Source organism: Dactylosporangium sp. CS-047395, from assembly GCF_050942185.1.
Taxonomy (GTDB): domain Bacteria; phylum Actinomycetota; class Actinomycetes; order Mycobacteriales; family Micromonosporaceae; genus Dactylosporangium.
Genome location: NZ_CP192015.1, coordinates 10,841,684 through 10,854,468 on the forward strand (window position 1 = coordinate 10,841,684; position 12,785 = coordinate 10,854,468).

Below are 12,785 nucleotides of genomic sequence, written 5' to 3' on the forward strand. Positions count from 1 at the left end.
ACCGTTGCCTCGAGGAGTACGCATGAGACTCTCCAGACGGGTCGCGCTCGCGCTCGCCCCGCTCGTCGCCACCGCCGGTCTGCTGGTCGCCTCCGCGCAGCCGGCCAGCGCCTGGACGCCCAAGACCCCGCCGATGACCACCCCGTGGACCAACTCGGTGTCCACCACGAACCCGCTGCCCGAGTACCCGCGGCCGCAGCTGACCCGCGCGGACTGGGCCAACCTGAACGGCATCTGGGACTTCGCGGTCACCGGCTCCGGGCAGACCACCCCGCCCGGCACGTTCGGTGAACAGATCCGGGTCCCCTACCCGGTCGAGTCGGCACTGTCCGGCATCCAGCGGCGCATCACCGAGAACGACCGGATGTGGTACCGCCGGACCTTCACGATCCCCGCCGGCTGGGCCGGCAAGCGGGTCCAGCTCAACTTCGGCGCCGTCGACTGGCAGACCACGGTCTGGGTGAACGGCACGCAGGCGGGCGCGGTGCACAGCGGCGGGTACGACGCCTTCACCTACGACATCACCACGCTGCTCAACGGCGGGACGAACACCATCGTCGTCGGGGTGTACGACCCGACCGACGCCGGCACCCAGGCCGTGGGCAAGCAGCGGCGCAACGACGTCCTGCCGCACGCCGGCGGCGGCATCTTCTACACCGGCGCCTCCGGCATCTGGCAGACCGTGTGGCTGGAGCCGACCCCGACCGCCCGCATCACGCGCGTCGACCTGGTGCCGAACATCGGCAACAACACCCTGTCGGTGAACGTCCTCGGCGCCGGGCTCTCCGGCCAGACGGTGACCGCCACCGTGTCGTCGGGCGGAGCCGCGGTCGGAAGTGCCAACGGCAGCGTCGGTACCGCATTCAGCGTGCCGGTCCCGAACGCGCACCGGTGGACCCCGAACGACCCGTTCCTCTACGACGTGAAGGTGGACCTCAAGAGCGGCTCGACGGTGGTCGACTCGATCGGCAGCTACGCCGGCATGCGCTCGATCTCGATCGGCAACGTCAACGGCAAGCTGCGCATCCTGCTCAACGGCCAGTTCGTGTTCCAGAGCGGGACGCTGGACCAGGGGTACTGGCCGGACGGCATCTACACCGCCCCGACCGACGCCGCGCTGCGCTCCGACCTGCAGCAGCACAAGAACCTGGGCTTCAACATGGTGCGCAAGCACATCAAGGTGGAGCCCCAGCGCTGGTTCTACGCCGCCGACCAGCTCGGCCTGCTCGTGTGGCAGGACATGCCGGCCATGCCGACCGGCAAGAACCCGACCACGGCCGCCCGCACCCAGTGGGAGGCGGAGTTCGACCGCATCATCGACCAGCACCGCAGCTCGCCGTCCCTGGTCATGTGGGTGGATCAGAACGAGGGCTGGGGGCAGTACGACCAGGCCCGGATCGCCTCGCACGTGAAGTCCTACGACCCGTCGCGGCTCGTCAACAACATGAGCGGGATCAACTGCTGCGGCTCGGTCGACGGCGGCAACGGCGACGTGCTCGACAACCACATCTACGTCGGCCCCGGCGCCACCCGCCCGTCCGGCACCCGCGCGGCCGTGCTCGGCGAGTTCGGCGGCCTGGGCCAGCGGGTCGCCGGCCACGAGTGGTCGCCCGGCAACGGCTTCTCCTACGAGGACCAGCCCAGCACGGCCCGGCTCAACGACCGGCTCAACGGCCTCTACGAGCAGATCCGCACCGGCGGCATGCCGCAGGGTCTTTCGGCCTCGGTGTACACCGAGATCACCGACGTGGAGAATGAGGTCAACGGCCTGCTCACCTACGACCGGCAGGTGGTGAAGGTGGACGCGGCCCGGCTGCGGGCGAGCAACCAGGCGCTCATCAACGCCTCGTCCAGCCCGGTCGGCTCGGCCACGCTGCAGACGGGCGTGTACAAGTCGCTGCGCGCGACGACGGCCTGCTGCACGACCCGCTACGTGCGGCACCAGAACAGCCTCGGGTACACCGAGGTCGTCGACGCGAACAGCTCGGCCCTGCTCAAGCAGGACGCGACCTGGCGCGTGGTGCCCGGCCTGGCCGACTCGTCCTGCTACTCCTTCGAGTCCCGCAACTTCCCGGGCCGCTACCTGCGCCACCAGGCGTTCCGGGCGCGCATCGACACCAACGACAACTCGGCGCTGTTCAAGGCCGACGCGACGTTCTGCGCGCAGCAGGGCAACGGCGGGGTACGGCTGACGGCCTGGAACTTCCCCGGGCAGTACCTGCGGCACTACAACTCGGAGGTCTGGCTGGCGACGCCGGGCGGCCCGGGGGCTTATGACGGCGCGGGGCTGTTCGTCGAGGACAGCACCTGGTCCATCGACGCGCCCTGGGCGCCGTAGCACTTGCGTGATCGGTGGCCGGTCCCGGGCGGGGCCGGCCACCTTTCTGCACCTCCATCCGCACCGGCCCGCACGAAGGCCGGAGCCGCCTGTGCCGATCTCGGTGGGGTCAGGGAACCCCCCGTTAGGAGCACGGATGCGCCTTCTCACCTCTGCCCTCGGCCTCGCGCTGGCGGCGGGCGGCACGCTGATCGCCGCCCAGCCCGCGCTGGCCGACACGACGGCCCTCCCCCATCCCGTCGGCGGCTTCGCGGCGCCCACGACCCGGGTCAACGCGAGCGTCCCGGCGTTCCGGGCCCAGGACACGCTCCCGGACAGCTCCTCGCTGATCACCAACCTGCCCCCGGTCGGCGATCAGGGCCAGATCTCCTCCTGCGTGGCGTGGACGATCGCGCACACGATCATGGGCTTCTACGCGAACCGCGACAGCGGCACCGGCGCCCCCTACGCCCCGCTGTACCTCTACATGCGCGCGGTCACCAAGGGCGGCGCCCCGAACGTGGGCCTGAACCCGGGCGTCGCGCTGCAGGAGGCCACCACCAACGGCGTGGACACCCAGGACGACTACGTGCAGGGCGTCTACGGCTACCAGACCGCCCCGACCGCGACCGAGATCGCCAACGCGGCCAACTACAAGCTCTCCGGCTGGACCACGCTGTGGGTCGGCGACAAGCAGGGCGACAAGGCCAAGACCGCGATCAAGACGGCGATCGCCGCGGGCACGCCGGTCGCGATCGGCATCCCGGTCTTCAAGGACTTCATGTACCTCAAGGGCAACACGCTGTACAACACGCTCACCGGCACCAACCTGGGCGGGCACATGATCACGGCGTACGCGTACGACGCGGACGGCGTGTGGATCCGCAACCAGTGGGGCACCGGCTGGGGCGCGAACGGCGACGCCCACCTGTCCTGGTCGTTCGTGACGAGCGACGTGCAGGCCGCGTACACCGTGAACGGCCTCAAGTCGCCCGAGAAGGCGGTCATCCCGGCCCCGGCCGTCACCGGGCTCTCCGCGGTCCGCGGCCCGGTGGCCGGCGGCACCCAGGTCACCATCACCGGCGGCAACCTCGCGGCCGCCACCGCGGTCAAGTTCGGCGGCGTCGACGCCAAGTTCACCAAGTCCCAGGCCAACGGCATCACCACGCTGGTCGCGACCGCGCCGGCGCACACCAAGGGCGCCGTCGACGTGACGGTCACCAACGCCAAGGGCACCAGCGCGCTCAACGCAGCGGCCAAGTTCACCTACGTCCCGGCCGCGCCGGCGCTTTCGGGGATCTCCGCCGCCACCGCCTCGACCGCCGGCGGCGAGACGATCACCGTCACCGGCACCGACCTCTCGGAGGCCACCGCGGTGAAGCTCGGCACCACCGCGGTCGCCGGGTTCAAGGTCACCTCGCCGACCACGATCACGTTCCCGGTCCCGGCCGGGCTCCCGGCGGGCGCGTACAACGTCACGGTCACCACGCCGTACGGCATCAGCCCCGTTGTCGCGGGCGGCCGGCTCACCCTGGTCGCCCCGCCCGCGCCGACCGTGAGCGCGCTGAGCGCGACCAGCGGCCCGACCAACGCGGCCACCGCCGTCACGGTCACCGGCACCGGCTTCGCATCCCTGAAGTCGGTCACCGCGGGTGGCGTCGCCGTGGCCTTCACCAAGGTCTCGGACACCCAGATCAAGGTGACCCTGCCCGCCCACGCGGCCGGCAAGGTCATGCTGAAGCTGACCAACGCGGGCGGCAGCTACGAGGCGACGGCCCTGCCGTTCACCTACGTCGCCCCGCCCGCACCGTCGCTCGCCTCGATCCTGCCGAGCGTCGGCGGCACCAAGGTCGCCACCACCGTCACGCTCACCGGCGCGAACCTCGGCGGCGCGACCAAGGTGACCTCCGGCGGCGCGGTCGTGGCGTTCACCAAGATCTCCGACACGCAGCTGCGCGTGGTCCTGCCGCCGCACGCCGCGGGTGCGACTACCGTGCAGGTCACGACCCCGGGCGGCACCAGCACCGGCGTCACGTTCACGTACAAGGTGTAAGCCTCGCTTCACCCGCCCCGTCCCCTGTTTCGGGGGACGGGGCTTTCTCGCGTGCATCCCTCAAACGGGGCATCGGCGTCATACCAATGGCGGTTAGCCTGTGCCGAACTTCAATGCCGAGGGGTTTGCGGATGCGACGGATCTTGCCTGTACTGGCGGCGCTCGGCCTGCTGGCCGGATGCACCGCCTCCGGAGCGGCCGAGCAGCCCCCGCCGGGCCTGGCCGATCGCGGCACCGCGGTGACCACCGCCAAGCCGACCCGCCAGGACCTGACCAACAAGGTGAGCCTCAGCGGCAAGGTCACGCTGAACCCGACGTTCGGGCTGGTCGCGCCGATCGACGGCGAGGTGCGTTACCTGGATGTCAAGGCGGCCACCGGTACCCCCACCAAACCGACCAAGGTCGCGAACATCTGGGTCAGCGGCAAGGCCACGCCGGTCGAGGTGCCCGCGGGCGCGGTGTTCGCCGGCCGGCTCGTCGACGACCGCGCCAAGGTGACCGCGGGCATGCCGATCGTCTCGGCGCGCCAGGCCGGCTACGGGATCGTGGCGGACATCGACGGCACCCAGGCGTACCAGGTCACCGACACCCTGCAGTCGGTCACCGCGCAGGTCAAGAGCGGCCCCGGCCCCTTCCCGTGCACGGTCCTGGGCACCCTGGCGGCGCTGCCCGGCGGCTCGATCCCGGAGCCCAAGGCGCCCGTGGTCAACCCGTCGAGCACCGCGCCCGTCGCGCAGCCGACGCAGGGCCAGCCACAGCAGCCCTCGGAGGCGACCGGGATGCGCCTGGTCTGCACCGGACCGGCCGACACCAAGCTGATCAACGGCGCCGCCGCCACGGTCGAGATCATTACTGCCAAGGCCGCAGGTGTACTCGTCCTGCCCGTCGAAGCCGTCGCCGGCTCGCAGGGCAAGGGGAAGGTCGAGGTGGTCAAGGCCGACCAGAGCCGCGAGATTCGCGAGGTGACCCTCGGGCTCACGGACGGCAAGGTGATCGAGATCAAGAGCGGGATCACCGAGGGCGAGACGGTCTCCGTCCCCGGCCCGAGCATCCCGGACGCCAAGGGTGCCAACCCGGGCGGCGGCAAATGAGCCATCCGATCATCGAGCTCAACGGCATCACCAAGACCCTCAAGGGCCAGAAGGAGCCGCGGGTCATCCTCGACGGCGTCGACCTCTCCGTCGGCGAGGGCGAGAGCGTGGCCATCCTCGGCCGCTCCGGCTCCGGCAAGAGCACGCTGCTGAGCCTGATCGGCCTGTTCGACCGGCCCGACTCGGGCAACTACTTCATGGGCGGCCGCGACCTGGCCCGCATCTCCGAGCGCCGGGCGGCCGCCCTGCGCAGCGCCCAGTTCGGCTTCGTCTTCCAGCGCTTCTTCCTCCTCAAGCACCTGACCGCGGCCCAGAACGTGGCCATGGCCCTGGTCAACGGCCAGGGCTGGCTCCCCCGCCGCAAGCGCCGGGCGCGCACCATGGAGGCGCTGGAACTCGTCGGGATCGCCCATCTCGCGCGCAGCAAGCCGGCCAAGCTCTCCGGCGGCGAGCAGCAGCGCGTGGCGATCGCCCGGGCCCTGGTCCGCCAGCCGCGGCTGCTTCTTGCTGACGAGCCGACAGGCGCCCTGGACACCGAGACCGGCAACCTGGTGATCGAGGTGATGCGCGCCGCCACCGACCGCGGCTGCGGCCTGATCCTGGTCACCCACGACCAGGCCCACGCGGCCAAGATGCAGCGCGTCGTCCGCCTGGCCGACGGCGTCCTGCACCCCGAGTCGCTGACCGCCGCGGGGGTCCTGTGATCAGGCTGTCGGGGCGGTTCCGATCCGCCCTCATCATCGGCTTCCAGGGCATCCGCGCCCGCAAGACCCGCACGTTCCTGTCGATGATCTCCCTGTTCCTGGGCGTCCTGGCCGTCGTCACGGTGCAGGCGGGCGCCGAGACGGTCCGCACGCTCACCCTCGCCGACATCGAACTCCAGATGGGCCGCGACGGCACCCGCACCTACTGGGTCCCCCCGATCGCCGGCGCCGCCCAGGCCACCGCCGAGACCATCAAGGGCCGCCCCGGCGCCGCCGCGAACTACAGCATGCAGGCCATCATCGGCGAGCCGCGGGTCCGCCCGATCAACCCCGGCGGCCAGTCCTTCGAGCACCTGGACCAGATGGGCGACGGCGTCGTGTACGGCCCCGACACCAAGTTCGAGATGTCGTGCGACGACGCCGGCAACTGCCGCCCCGTCCCGGTCGACGCGTCCGCCCCGGCCCCGAAGGGTGCCGCGATCGAGCTGTCGCTGGTGGCCCTGATCAACGACATCCGCCCGTTCCGCCCCTTCCGCCCGGTGGCCGGCAACTTCCTGGACTTCTCGGGCGACCCGTCCTACTCCCCGCGCCTGGTCATCAACAAGGCGGCGGCGGTGGGCTTCGCGAAGTTCACCATCCCGGCCGAGATGCGCCTCGACGGCGGCATCGCCAACCCCACCCCCCGCATCATCGGCGTGGTCGACGACGGCAACTCCCAGCCTGTCGCCTACGCCCGCGCCGACGAGATCGACAACTGGCTACCTCCACCGGCGCCCGCCACCGGTGCGTCACCGGCCGCCCCGTCGAAGGACGCCCTCCCGATGAGCTGGTCGGGCCAGCCCCTCGCGGTCTCCTTCGCCCCCGGCAACGGCGAGCTGGAGGCCCTGCTGGTCCGCAAGCTGGTGGCCCTGGGCGTCCCGCGCGAGTCCTTGAACGCCGACGTCCGCAACGCCCGCAAGGAACTCGAACAGCAACTGACGATCCTCAACTGGATCTTCCTGAGCATGGCCGGCCTGGTCCTCCTCATCGGCGTGGCCGGCATCCTGAACGTGGGCCTGGCCACGGTGGGCGAACGCGTGGAGGAGTTCGCCCTGCGAAGAGCCGTAGGCACGCCACGGGTTCTGCTGGCCGGCATCGTCCTGGCGGAGACCCTGCTGACGGGCCTCTTGACGGCGGGCGCGGCGATCGCCACGGCAGCAGCGGGGTTGAACGCCGCGACAGCCTTGCTGGGCAGCCGAATCCCCCAACTCCAGGACGTAACCTTCCCCTGGCAGGCCGGCGTGGCAGGCGTGATCGCCGGCCTGATCGCCGGCATCCTGGGCGGCTCCATCCCAGCGATGCGAGCAGCAAGAATCCCGATCGCCACGGTGATGCGGGCCTAGGTCGCTCTCGGTCGTTCTTTTTTGGGGCTGCGCTCTGCCGCAGCGTCTTTTTGGGGGCTGCGCTCCACTGCAGCGTTTCTTGGGGGCTGCGCTCTACCGCAGCCCCCACTCGTACGCGATCACCACCAGTTGGGCCCGATCGTGCGCGCCGAGCTTAGTCATGGCCCGATTGACGTGCGTCTTCGCGGTATGCGGACTGACCACGAGATGCCTGGCAATCTCATCGTTCGACATCCCGGTGGCGACGAGCCCGACCACTTCCCGCTCCCGCTCGGTCAACAGCCCGACAAGCCTCCGATCCCCTCGCGCCGGTGTCCGCGTCCGGACCGGCTCAGCGAGGAATCGCGTGATGAGGCTCCTGGTAGCCGCAGGCGAGAGCAGCGACTCCCCCCGATGCACCGTACGGATGGCCGCCAGCAACTCCTCCGGCTCAGCCCCCTTGCCGAGGAAGCCACTGGCCCCGGAGCGGAGCGCCTCGAACACGTACTCATCAACCTCGAACGTCGTCAGGATGAGCACCTTGACCCCGGCGAGCGCCGGATCCCCGGTGATCACCCGAGTGGCCGCGAGCCCGTCGAGTTCAGGCATGCGAATGTCCATGAGCACGACGTCAGCCCGCTCGGCGCGCACGAGCTCGACCGCCTGCCGCCCGGTGGCCGCCTCCCCGACGACGACCACGTCCTCGGCCGCCTCGACGAACACCTTGAACCCACTACGAATCAGCGCCTGATCATCGGCCAGCACGACCCGAATGACCTCGTCCACCGACCGCCCCCTTCCCCGCCCCGCTTCGATCCGCCCCAAGCCGCCTCGCCCCACGTCGCCCCGCCCCACGTCGCCCGCCCCATGTCGCCCTGAGCCGCCCCGCCCCGCGTCGCCCCGCGTCGCCCTGCCCCGAGCCGCCTCGCCTCACGTCAGGTCGGGCTTCGGTTCGGTGGTAGCCGCCGAGTGGGGCAGCCTCGCATCGACGCGGTAGCCGCCATCGGGTCGCGGCCCGGCCGTGAGTGATCCGCCCAGGGCCAGTACACGCTCCCGCATCCCAACAAGCCCGAGCCCGGCCCCAGCTCCAGCGCCCGCCACCAGCCGCCCTTCCACCGCACGCTCCGCCCCCGCCATCAGCCGCCCGTCCACCGCAGACTCCGCCCCCGCCACGAGCCGCCCTTCAACGGCACGCTCCGCGCCGGGCTCGACTGCGGTTTCGCCGTGGAGCTCGGCCGGAGAACTCGCGGGCCGCGCACCGGAAGCGGCGGCCGTTGCCCGTGATCTGGCCGCGGTGCTCGTCGAGGGCGGACCCGGGCCGTTGTCGACGCGGATGTGCAGGAGCTGCGGTGCGTTGGTCACCGACAGCCGGATCGGTGCCCCCGGCGCGTGCTTGCAAGCGTTCGTCAGCGCCTCCTGGATCACCCGGTAAGCCGTCAGGTCGACCGCCACCGGCAACGCGGCCCCACCACCCGCCGGGCCGCTCCCGGCGATGGACCGCTCCGCCGTCCGATGCGCCACCACCGACAGGTCGGGCTCACCACCGCCCGGACCACCCGCCCGATGCGCCACCACCGGCAACTCGGGCCCATCACCGGCCGGACCAGCCGCCCGATGCGCCACCACCGGCAACTCGGGCTCACCACCGCCCGGACCAGCCGCACGATGCGCCGCCACCGAAAGGTCGGGCGAATCAAAGCCCGGACCAACCACAGTGATGGACTGCCCCGCCGCGCGGTGGGCGGCAACCAGTGCAGGCAACGCCGCCAGACCCGGTAAGGGATCGAGCGGTAAAGCAGGCTCATCCGGCCGCCGCAGCAACCCGATCGTGTCGCTCAGCTCGTCCAGCGCCGTCCGCCCCGCGCGGCGGACGTGGGCCAAGGCCTCGCGGGCGCGCGCCGGCGCGGTGTCCAGCAGTTGCGTGGCCACCCCGGCCTGGACGGTGATCAACGCGAGCTGGTGGCCCACGGCGTCGTGCAGGTCGCGGGCGATCCGCAGCCGTTCCTCCGTCACGCGGCGCAGCGCCTCGGCCTCGTGCTCCTGCTCGGCGAGGCGGGCGCGGTCCTCCACCTCGGCCAGGTATTCCCGCCGCGACCGCGCCCCGTCGCCCGCCGCCACCGCCAGCCCGCCCAGTGCGGCCAGGGCCAGGTTCTCCGCGCCCAGCCACGAGGACGGCTTGACCAGCATGTGCAGCCCCGCGAAGGTCAACACCGCCAGGACGCCGATGGCCAGAGCGCGGCGGCGGGACTGGGACTCGGCCACCGTGTAGAGCGTGATCAGCGGAGCGGCCAGGATCATCGTGCCGTTGGTGCTGCTGTGGTTGAGGATCAGGTACGCCTCGGCGGCGATCGAGCTGACCAGGAACGCGGCGAACGGGTGGCGGCGGCGCAGGGTCAGGGCGGCGCAGGCGACCAGGACGGCGGTCAGGGTGGCGGGCTCGATGGGCGTGCCGGTCGGGGAGCCGTGGGTCGTGACCAGCACCACGACTCCCACCACGATCCCGATCACCAAATCGATCCGCATGCCAAAACCGTAGACCCGGGGTACGACAAAAACGTCCCACGAGCGCGGTATCCCGGATGCCGCGCGCGGGGGACGACCACGAGCCGCACGCGGCCGAGAGTGGCGGCATGACAGAGGTTCAGATTCGGGGGCTCAGCAAGCGGTACGGCCGCAGAACGGTCGTCGACGGGCTCACCTTCGACGTGCCGGCCGGGGCGGTCACCGGCTTCCTGGGGCCCAACGGCGCGGGCAAGACGACCACGCTGCGCATGCTGGTGGGGCTGGTCCGCCCCAGCGCCGGCGAGGCGCTCATCGACGGCCGCCGGTACGACCAACTCCCCGACCCCCGCCGCACCGTCGGCGCGCTGCTGGAGGCGAGCGGCTTCCACCCGGGCCGCAGCGGGCGCGACCACCTGCGGATCCTCGCCGACGCGGCGAAGCTGCCGGCGCGCCGGGTCGATGCCGTGCTCGACGAGGTCGGGCTGGTCGAGGCGGCCGGGAGCCGGGTGCGCACCTACTCCCTCGGCATGCGCCAACGCCTCGGTCTCGCCGGCGCGCTGCTCGGCGACCCGGGGCTGCTCGTGCTCGACGAACCGGCCAACGGCCTCGACCCGGCCGGCATGGCCTGGCTGCGCGCGCTGCTGCGGCGCCGGGCGGCCGAGAACAGGACGGTCCTCGTCTCCAGTCACGTCCTGGCCGAGATCGCGCAGACCGCGGACCGGATCGTTATCGTCCACAATGGACATCTCAACCACGTCGGCCCGGTCGAGCCGGATCTCGAGCGCACGTTCCTCAACGCGACGGGGGCGGGACATGCGGGCTGAACTGCGCAAGCTGACGACGGTACGGTCGCCCTGGCTCCTGCTCGCCGCCGCCGTCGCGCTCGTGGCGGTGGGCGCCGGCAGCCGGATCGCCAAGCAACCCGACGACGCGGCCGGCGCCGCGGCCCACGCCGGCCTGGCCGCGCTGTTCCCGCTGGCGCTCGGGATCATGGCGCTGGCGGGCGAGTTCCGGCATCGCACGATCGCCGACACGTACCTCGCCACGCCGGACCGGACGCGCGTGCTGCTGCGGAAGTTCGCGGTGTACACCGCCGCCGGAGCGGGCTTCGGCATCGCCGCCGCCGGCACCGCGGCGATCGTGGTAGTACTGAAGAGTGACCCGGTGCCGTGGGGCACGCTGGCCGGCGCCGTGGCCTGGAACGCGCTGTTCGCGGCGATCGGGGTCGGGCTCGGCGCGCTGGTGCGCAGCCAGGTCGGGTCGATCGCCGGTGCGCTGGCCTGGCTGGCGCTGATCGAGGGGGTCGCGGCCGAGGTCGTCGGCGACGATGCGGCCCGCTGGCTGCCGTTCCGCGCCGCGATGGCGCTCGGCGGCATGCCCGGCACGACGCTGGGGCAGGGCACCGCGGCGGTGGTGCTCGGTGCTTATGCGCTGGCGTTCATCGCGTCGGCTTTTGCGGTACAACATCGGGATCTTTAGCGTCGTAACGCTCCTGCGCCGTCGTGATCGTGGGCATCTCGGCCTCCACCAGGTCGATGAGCTCGGCGAGCTTGGCCGCGATCCTGTCCCCGGAGTCGGTGAGGCTGTATTCGACCCGGGGCGGGATCGCGCTGCGCACCTCGCGCACGACCAGCCCGTCCCGCTCGAGCGCGTGCAGGGTCTGCGACAGCATCTTCTCGCTGACGCCGTCGACCCGCCGGCGCAGCTCGTTGAAGCGGTGCGTGCCCTCCCGGAGCGCGGCCAGCGTGAGGATGCCCCAGCGACCCGCGACGGTCTCCATGACGGGCCGCGACGTGCAGTTGCGCGCGAAGACGTCGAATACGAGCGGGTCGAGGGACATGTCACTACGATAACCCGAAAGCTTGCACTTTCGAAAAGTTAGTGCCTACGATTCAGAAATGACGATCACCGTAACCGGCGCGACCGGTCACCTCGGGCAACTGATCCTGCGCGAACTGAAGGGCCAGGACGTCCGCGCGGTCGCCCGCCGCCCGGAAGCGGTTGACGGCGTGGCGGCCCGCCTCGGCGACTACGACCGCCCCGAGACCCTGGCCGATGCCCTCGCCGGCACCGACACCCTCGTGTTCGTGTCCGCGAGCGAGGCCGGCAAGCGCCTGCCGCAGCACCGCGCCGTCGTCGACGCGGCCATCGAGGCCAAGGTCGGCCGTATCGTGTACACGAGCATCACGCACGCCGACACGAACAGCATCCCGCTGGCGCCCGAGCACAAGGCGACCGAGGAGCTCATCAAGGCCTCCGGCATCCCGTACACGTTCCTGCGCAACAACTGGTACATCGAGAACTACACCGGCAACCTGGGCGCCACCGTCGAGAACGGCGCGGTGCTCGGCGCCGCGGGCAACGGCCGCATCGCCGCTGCCACCCGGGCCGACTTCGCCGCGGCGGCGGCCGTGGTCGCGACCACCGAGGGTCACGAGAACAAGGCGTACGAGCTCGGCGGCGACCGGGCCTTCACCCTCACTGAGCTGGCCGAGGCGATCTCCCAGCGGTTCGGCAAGCCGGTCGTCTACCGCGACCTGCCCGCCGACGAGTACCAGGCGGCCCTGGAGAGCTTCGGCGTCCCGGCCGGCTTCGCGCACGTCCTCGCGCAGGTCGACGTCACGATCGCGCAGGGCTCGCTGGACGTGGTGACCGGCGACCTCAGCCGGCTCATCGGCCGCCCGACCACGACCGTGGCGGAGTTCCTGCAGAAGTTGTAAGGACCCGGGAACGGCACGGGCACCCATTGCGTGTATC

At 71.5% G+C, this 12,785-nt stretch carries 11 protein-coding genes; 8 read left to right on the top strand and 3 right to left on the bottom strand.

Translation table 11 applies throughout. From position 1 onward, the window contains the following. Positions 1 to 22 precede the first annotated feature (22 nt). The 5 genes from ACQP00_RS50635 (at position 23) to ACQP00_RS50655 (ending at position 7,547) form a co-directional block, all read left to right on the top strand. Positions 23 to 2,338: an AbfB domain-containing protein gene (locus ACQP00_RS50635; protein ID WP_433211502.1), complete on the top strand. Its 2,316-nt coding sequence runs from the start codon at positions 23 to 25 to the stop codon at positions 2,336 to 2,338. Between the two features lie 136 nt (positions 2,339 to 2,474). Beyond that, positions 2,475 to 4,370, top strand: coding sequence for an IPT/TIG domain-containing protein (locus ACQP00_RS50640; protein WP_433211505.1), 1,896 nt, complete (start codon positions 2,475 to 2,477; stop codon positions 4,368 to 4,370). A 131-nt stretch (positions 4,371 to 4,501) separates the two neighbouring features. Then, positions 4,502 to 5,461, top strand: a complete 960-nt coding sequence (locus ACQP00_RS50645; protein ID WP_433211508.1) for an efflux RND transporter periplasmic adaptor subunit — start codon at positions 4,502 to 4,504, stop codon at positions 5,459 to 5,461. Then, the gene (locus ACQP00_RS50650) at positions 5,458 to 6,165 is read left to right on the top strand and encodes an ABC transporter ATP-binding protein (RefSeq protein ID WP_433211511.1); all 708 of its coding nucleotides are present in this window, start codon (positions 5,458 to 5,460) and stop codon (positions 6,163 to 6,165) included. The genes ACQP00_RS50645 and ACQP00_RS50650 overlap by 4 nt, the downstream gene beginning before the upstream one ends. Further along, positions 6,162 to 7,547: an FtsX-like permease family protein gene (locus tag ACQP00_RS50655; protein ID WP_433211514.1), complete on the top strand. Its 1,386-nt coding sequence runs from the start codon at positions 6,162 to 6,164 to the stop codon at positions 7,545 to 7,547. Before ACQP00_RS50650 ends, ACQP00_RS50655 begins: the two co-directional genes overlap by 4 nt. 93 nt (positions 7,548 to 7,640) lie before the next feature. Here the strand turns inward: ACQP00_RS50655 and ACQP00_RS50660 are convergent, their stop codons facing one another. Continuing rightward, positions 7,641 to 8,312 carry a response regulator gene (locus ACQP00_RS50660; RefSeq protein ID WP_433211517.1) on the bottom strand — a complete coding sequence of 224 codons (672 nt, stop codon included), beginning with the start codon at positions 8,310 to 8,312 and terminating at the stop codon, positions 7,641 to 7,643. 144 nt (positions 8,313 to 8,456) lie between these two features. Then, the gene (locus ACQP00_RS50665) at positions 8,457 to 10,049 is read right to left on the bottom strand and encodes a sensor histidine kinase (protein WP_433211520.1); all 1,593 of its coding nucleotides are present in this window, start codon (positions 10,047 to 10,049) and stop codon (positions 8,457 to 8,459) included. A gap of 107 nt (positions 10,050 to 10,156) precedes the next feature. Between ACQP00_RS50665 and ACQP00_RS50670 the strand changes: the two genes are divergently transcribed. After that, positions 10,157 to 10,852, top strand: a complete 696-nt coding sequence (locus tag ACQP00_RS50670; RefSeq protein WP_433211523.1) for an ATP-binding cassette domain-containing protein — start codon at positions 10,157 to 10,159, stop codon at positions 10,850 to 10,852. After that, positions 10,842 to 11,507, top strand: a complete 666-nt coding sequence (locus ACQP00_RS50675) for a hypothetical protein (RefSeq protein WP_433211526.1) — start codon at positions 10,842 to 10,844, stop codon at positions 11,505 to 11,507. The genes ACQP00_RS50670 and ACQP00_RS50675 overlap by 11 nt, the downstream gene beginning before the upstream one ends. On the opposite strand, the gene ACQP00_RS50680 is transcribed toward ACQP00_RS50675, so the two are convergent. Continuing rightward, positions 11,467 to 11,868: a winged helix-turn-helix transcriptional regulator gene (locus ACQP00_RS50680; protein WP_433211529.1), complete on the bottom strand. Its 402-nt coding sequence runs from the start codon at positions 11,866 to 11,868 to the stop codon at positions 11,467 to 11,469. The two genes, ACQP00_RS50675 and ACQP00_RS50680, sit on opposite strands and share 41 nt — an antisense overlap. A 58-nt stretch (positions 11,869 to 11,926) precedes the next feature. On the opposite strand from ACQP00_RS50680, the gene ACQP00_RS50685 reads away from it, so the two are divergent. Next, a complete protein-coding gene (locus ACQP00_RS50685; RefSeq protein WP_433211532.1) occupies positions 11,927 to 12,748 on the top strand; it encodes an SDR family oxidoreductase in 822 nt (273 codons plus the stop codon). Positions 12,749 to 12,785 lie beyond the last annotated feature (37 nt).

Coding starts and splice junctions, on each gene's coding strand:
- ACQP00_RS50635 (WP_433211502.1), top strand. CDS start 23: ATGAGACTCTCCAGACGGGTCGCGCTCGCGCTCGCCCCGCTCGTCGCC.
- ACQP00_RS50640 (WP_433211505.1), top strand. CDS start 2,475: ATGCGCCTTCTCACCTCTGCCCTCGGCCTCGCGCTGGCGGCGGGCGGC.
- ACQP00_RS50645 (WP_433211508.1), top strand. CDS start 4,502: ATGCGACGGATCTTGCCTGTACTGGCGGCGCTCGGCCTGCTGGCCGGA.
- ACQP00_RS50650 (WP_433211511.1), top strand. CDS start 5,458: ATGAGCCATCCGATCATCGAGCTCAACGGCATCACCAAGACCCTCAAG.
- ACQP00_RS50665 (WP_433211520.1), bottom strand. CDS start 10,049: ATGCGGATCGATTTGGTGATCGGGATCGTGGTGGGAGTCGTGGTGCTG.
- ACQP00_RS50670 (WP_433211523.1), top strand. CDS start 10,157: ATGACAGAGGTTCAGATTCGGGGGCTCAGCAAGCGGTACGGCCGCAGA.
- ACQP00_RS50675 (WP_433211526.1), top strand. CDS start 10,842: ATGCGGGCTGAACTGCGCAAGCTGACGACGGTACGGTCGCCCTGGCTC.
- ACQP00_RS50680 (WP_433211529.1), bottom strand. CDS start 11,868: ATGTCCCTCGACCCGCTCGTATTCGACGTCTTCGCGCGCAACTGCACG.
- ACQP00_RS50685 (WP_433211532.1), top strand. CDS start 11,927: ATGACGATCACCGTAACCGGCGCGACCGGTCACCTCGGGCAACTGATC.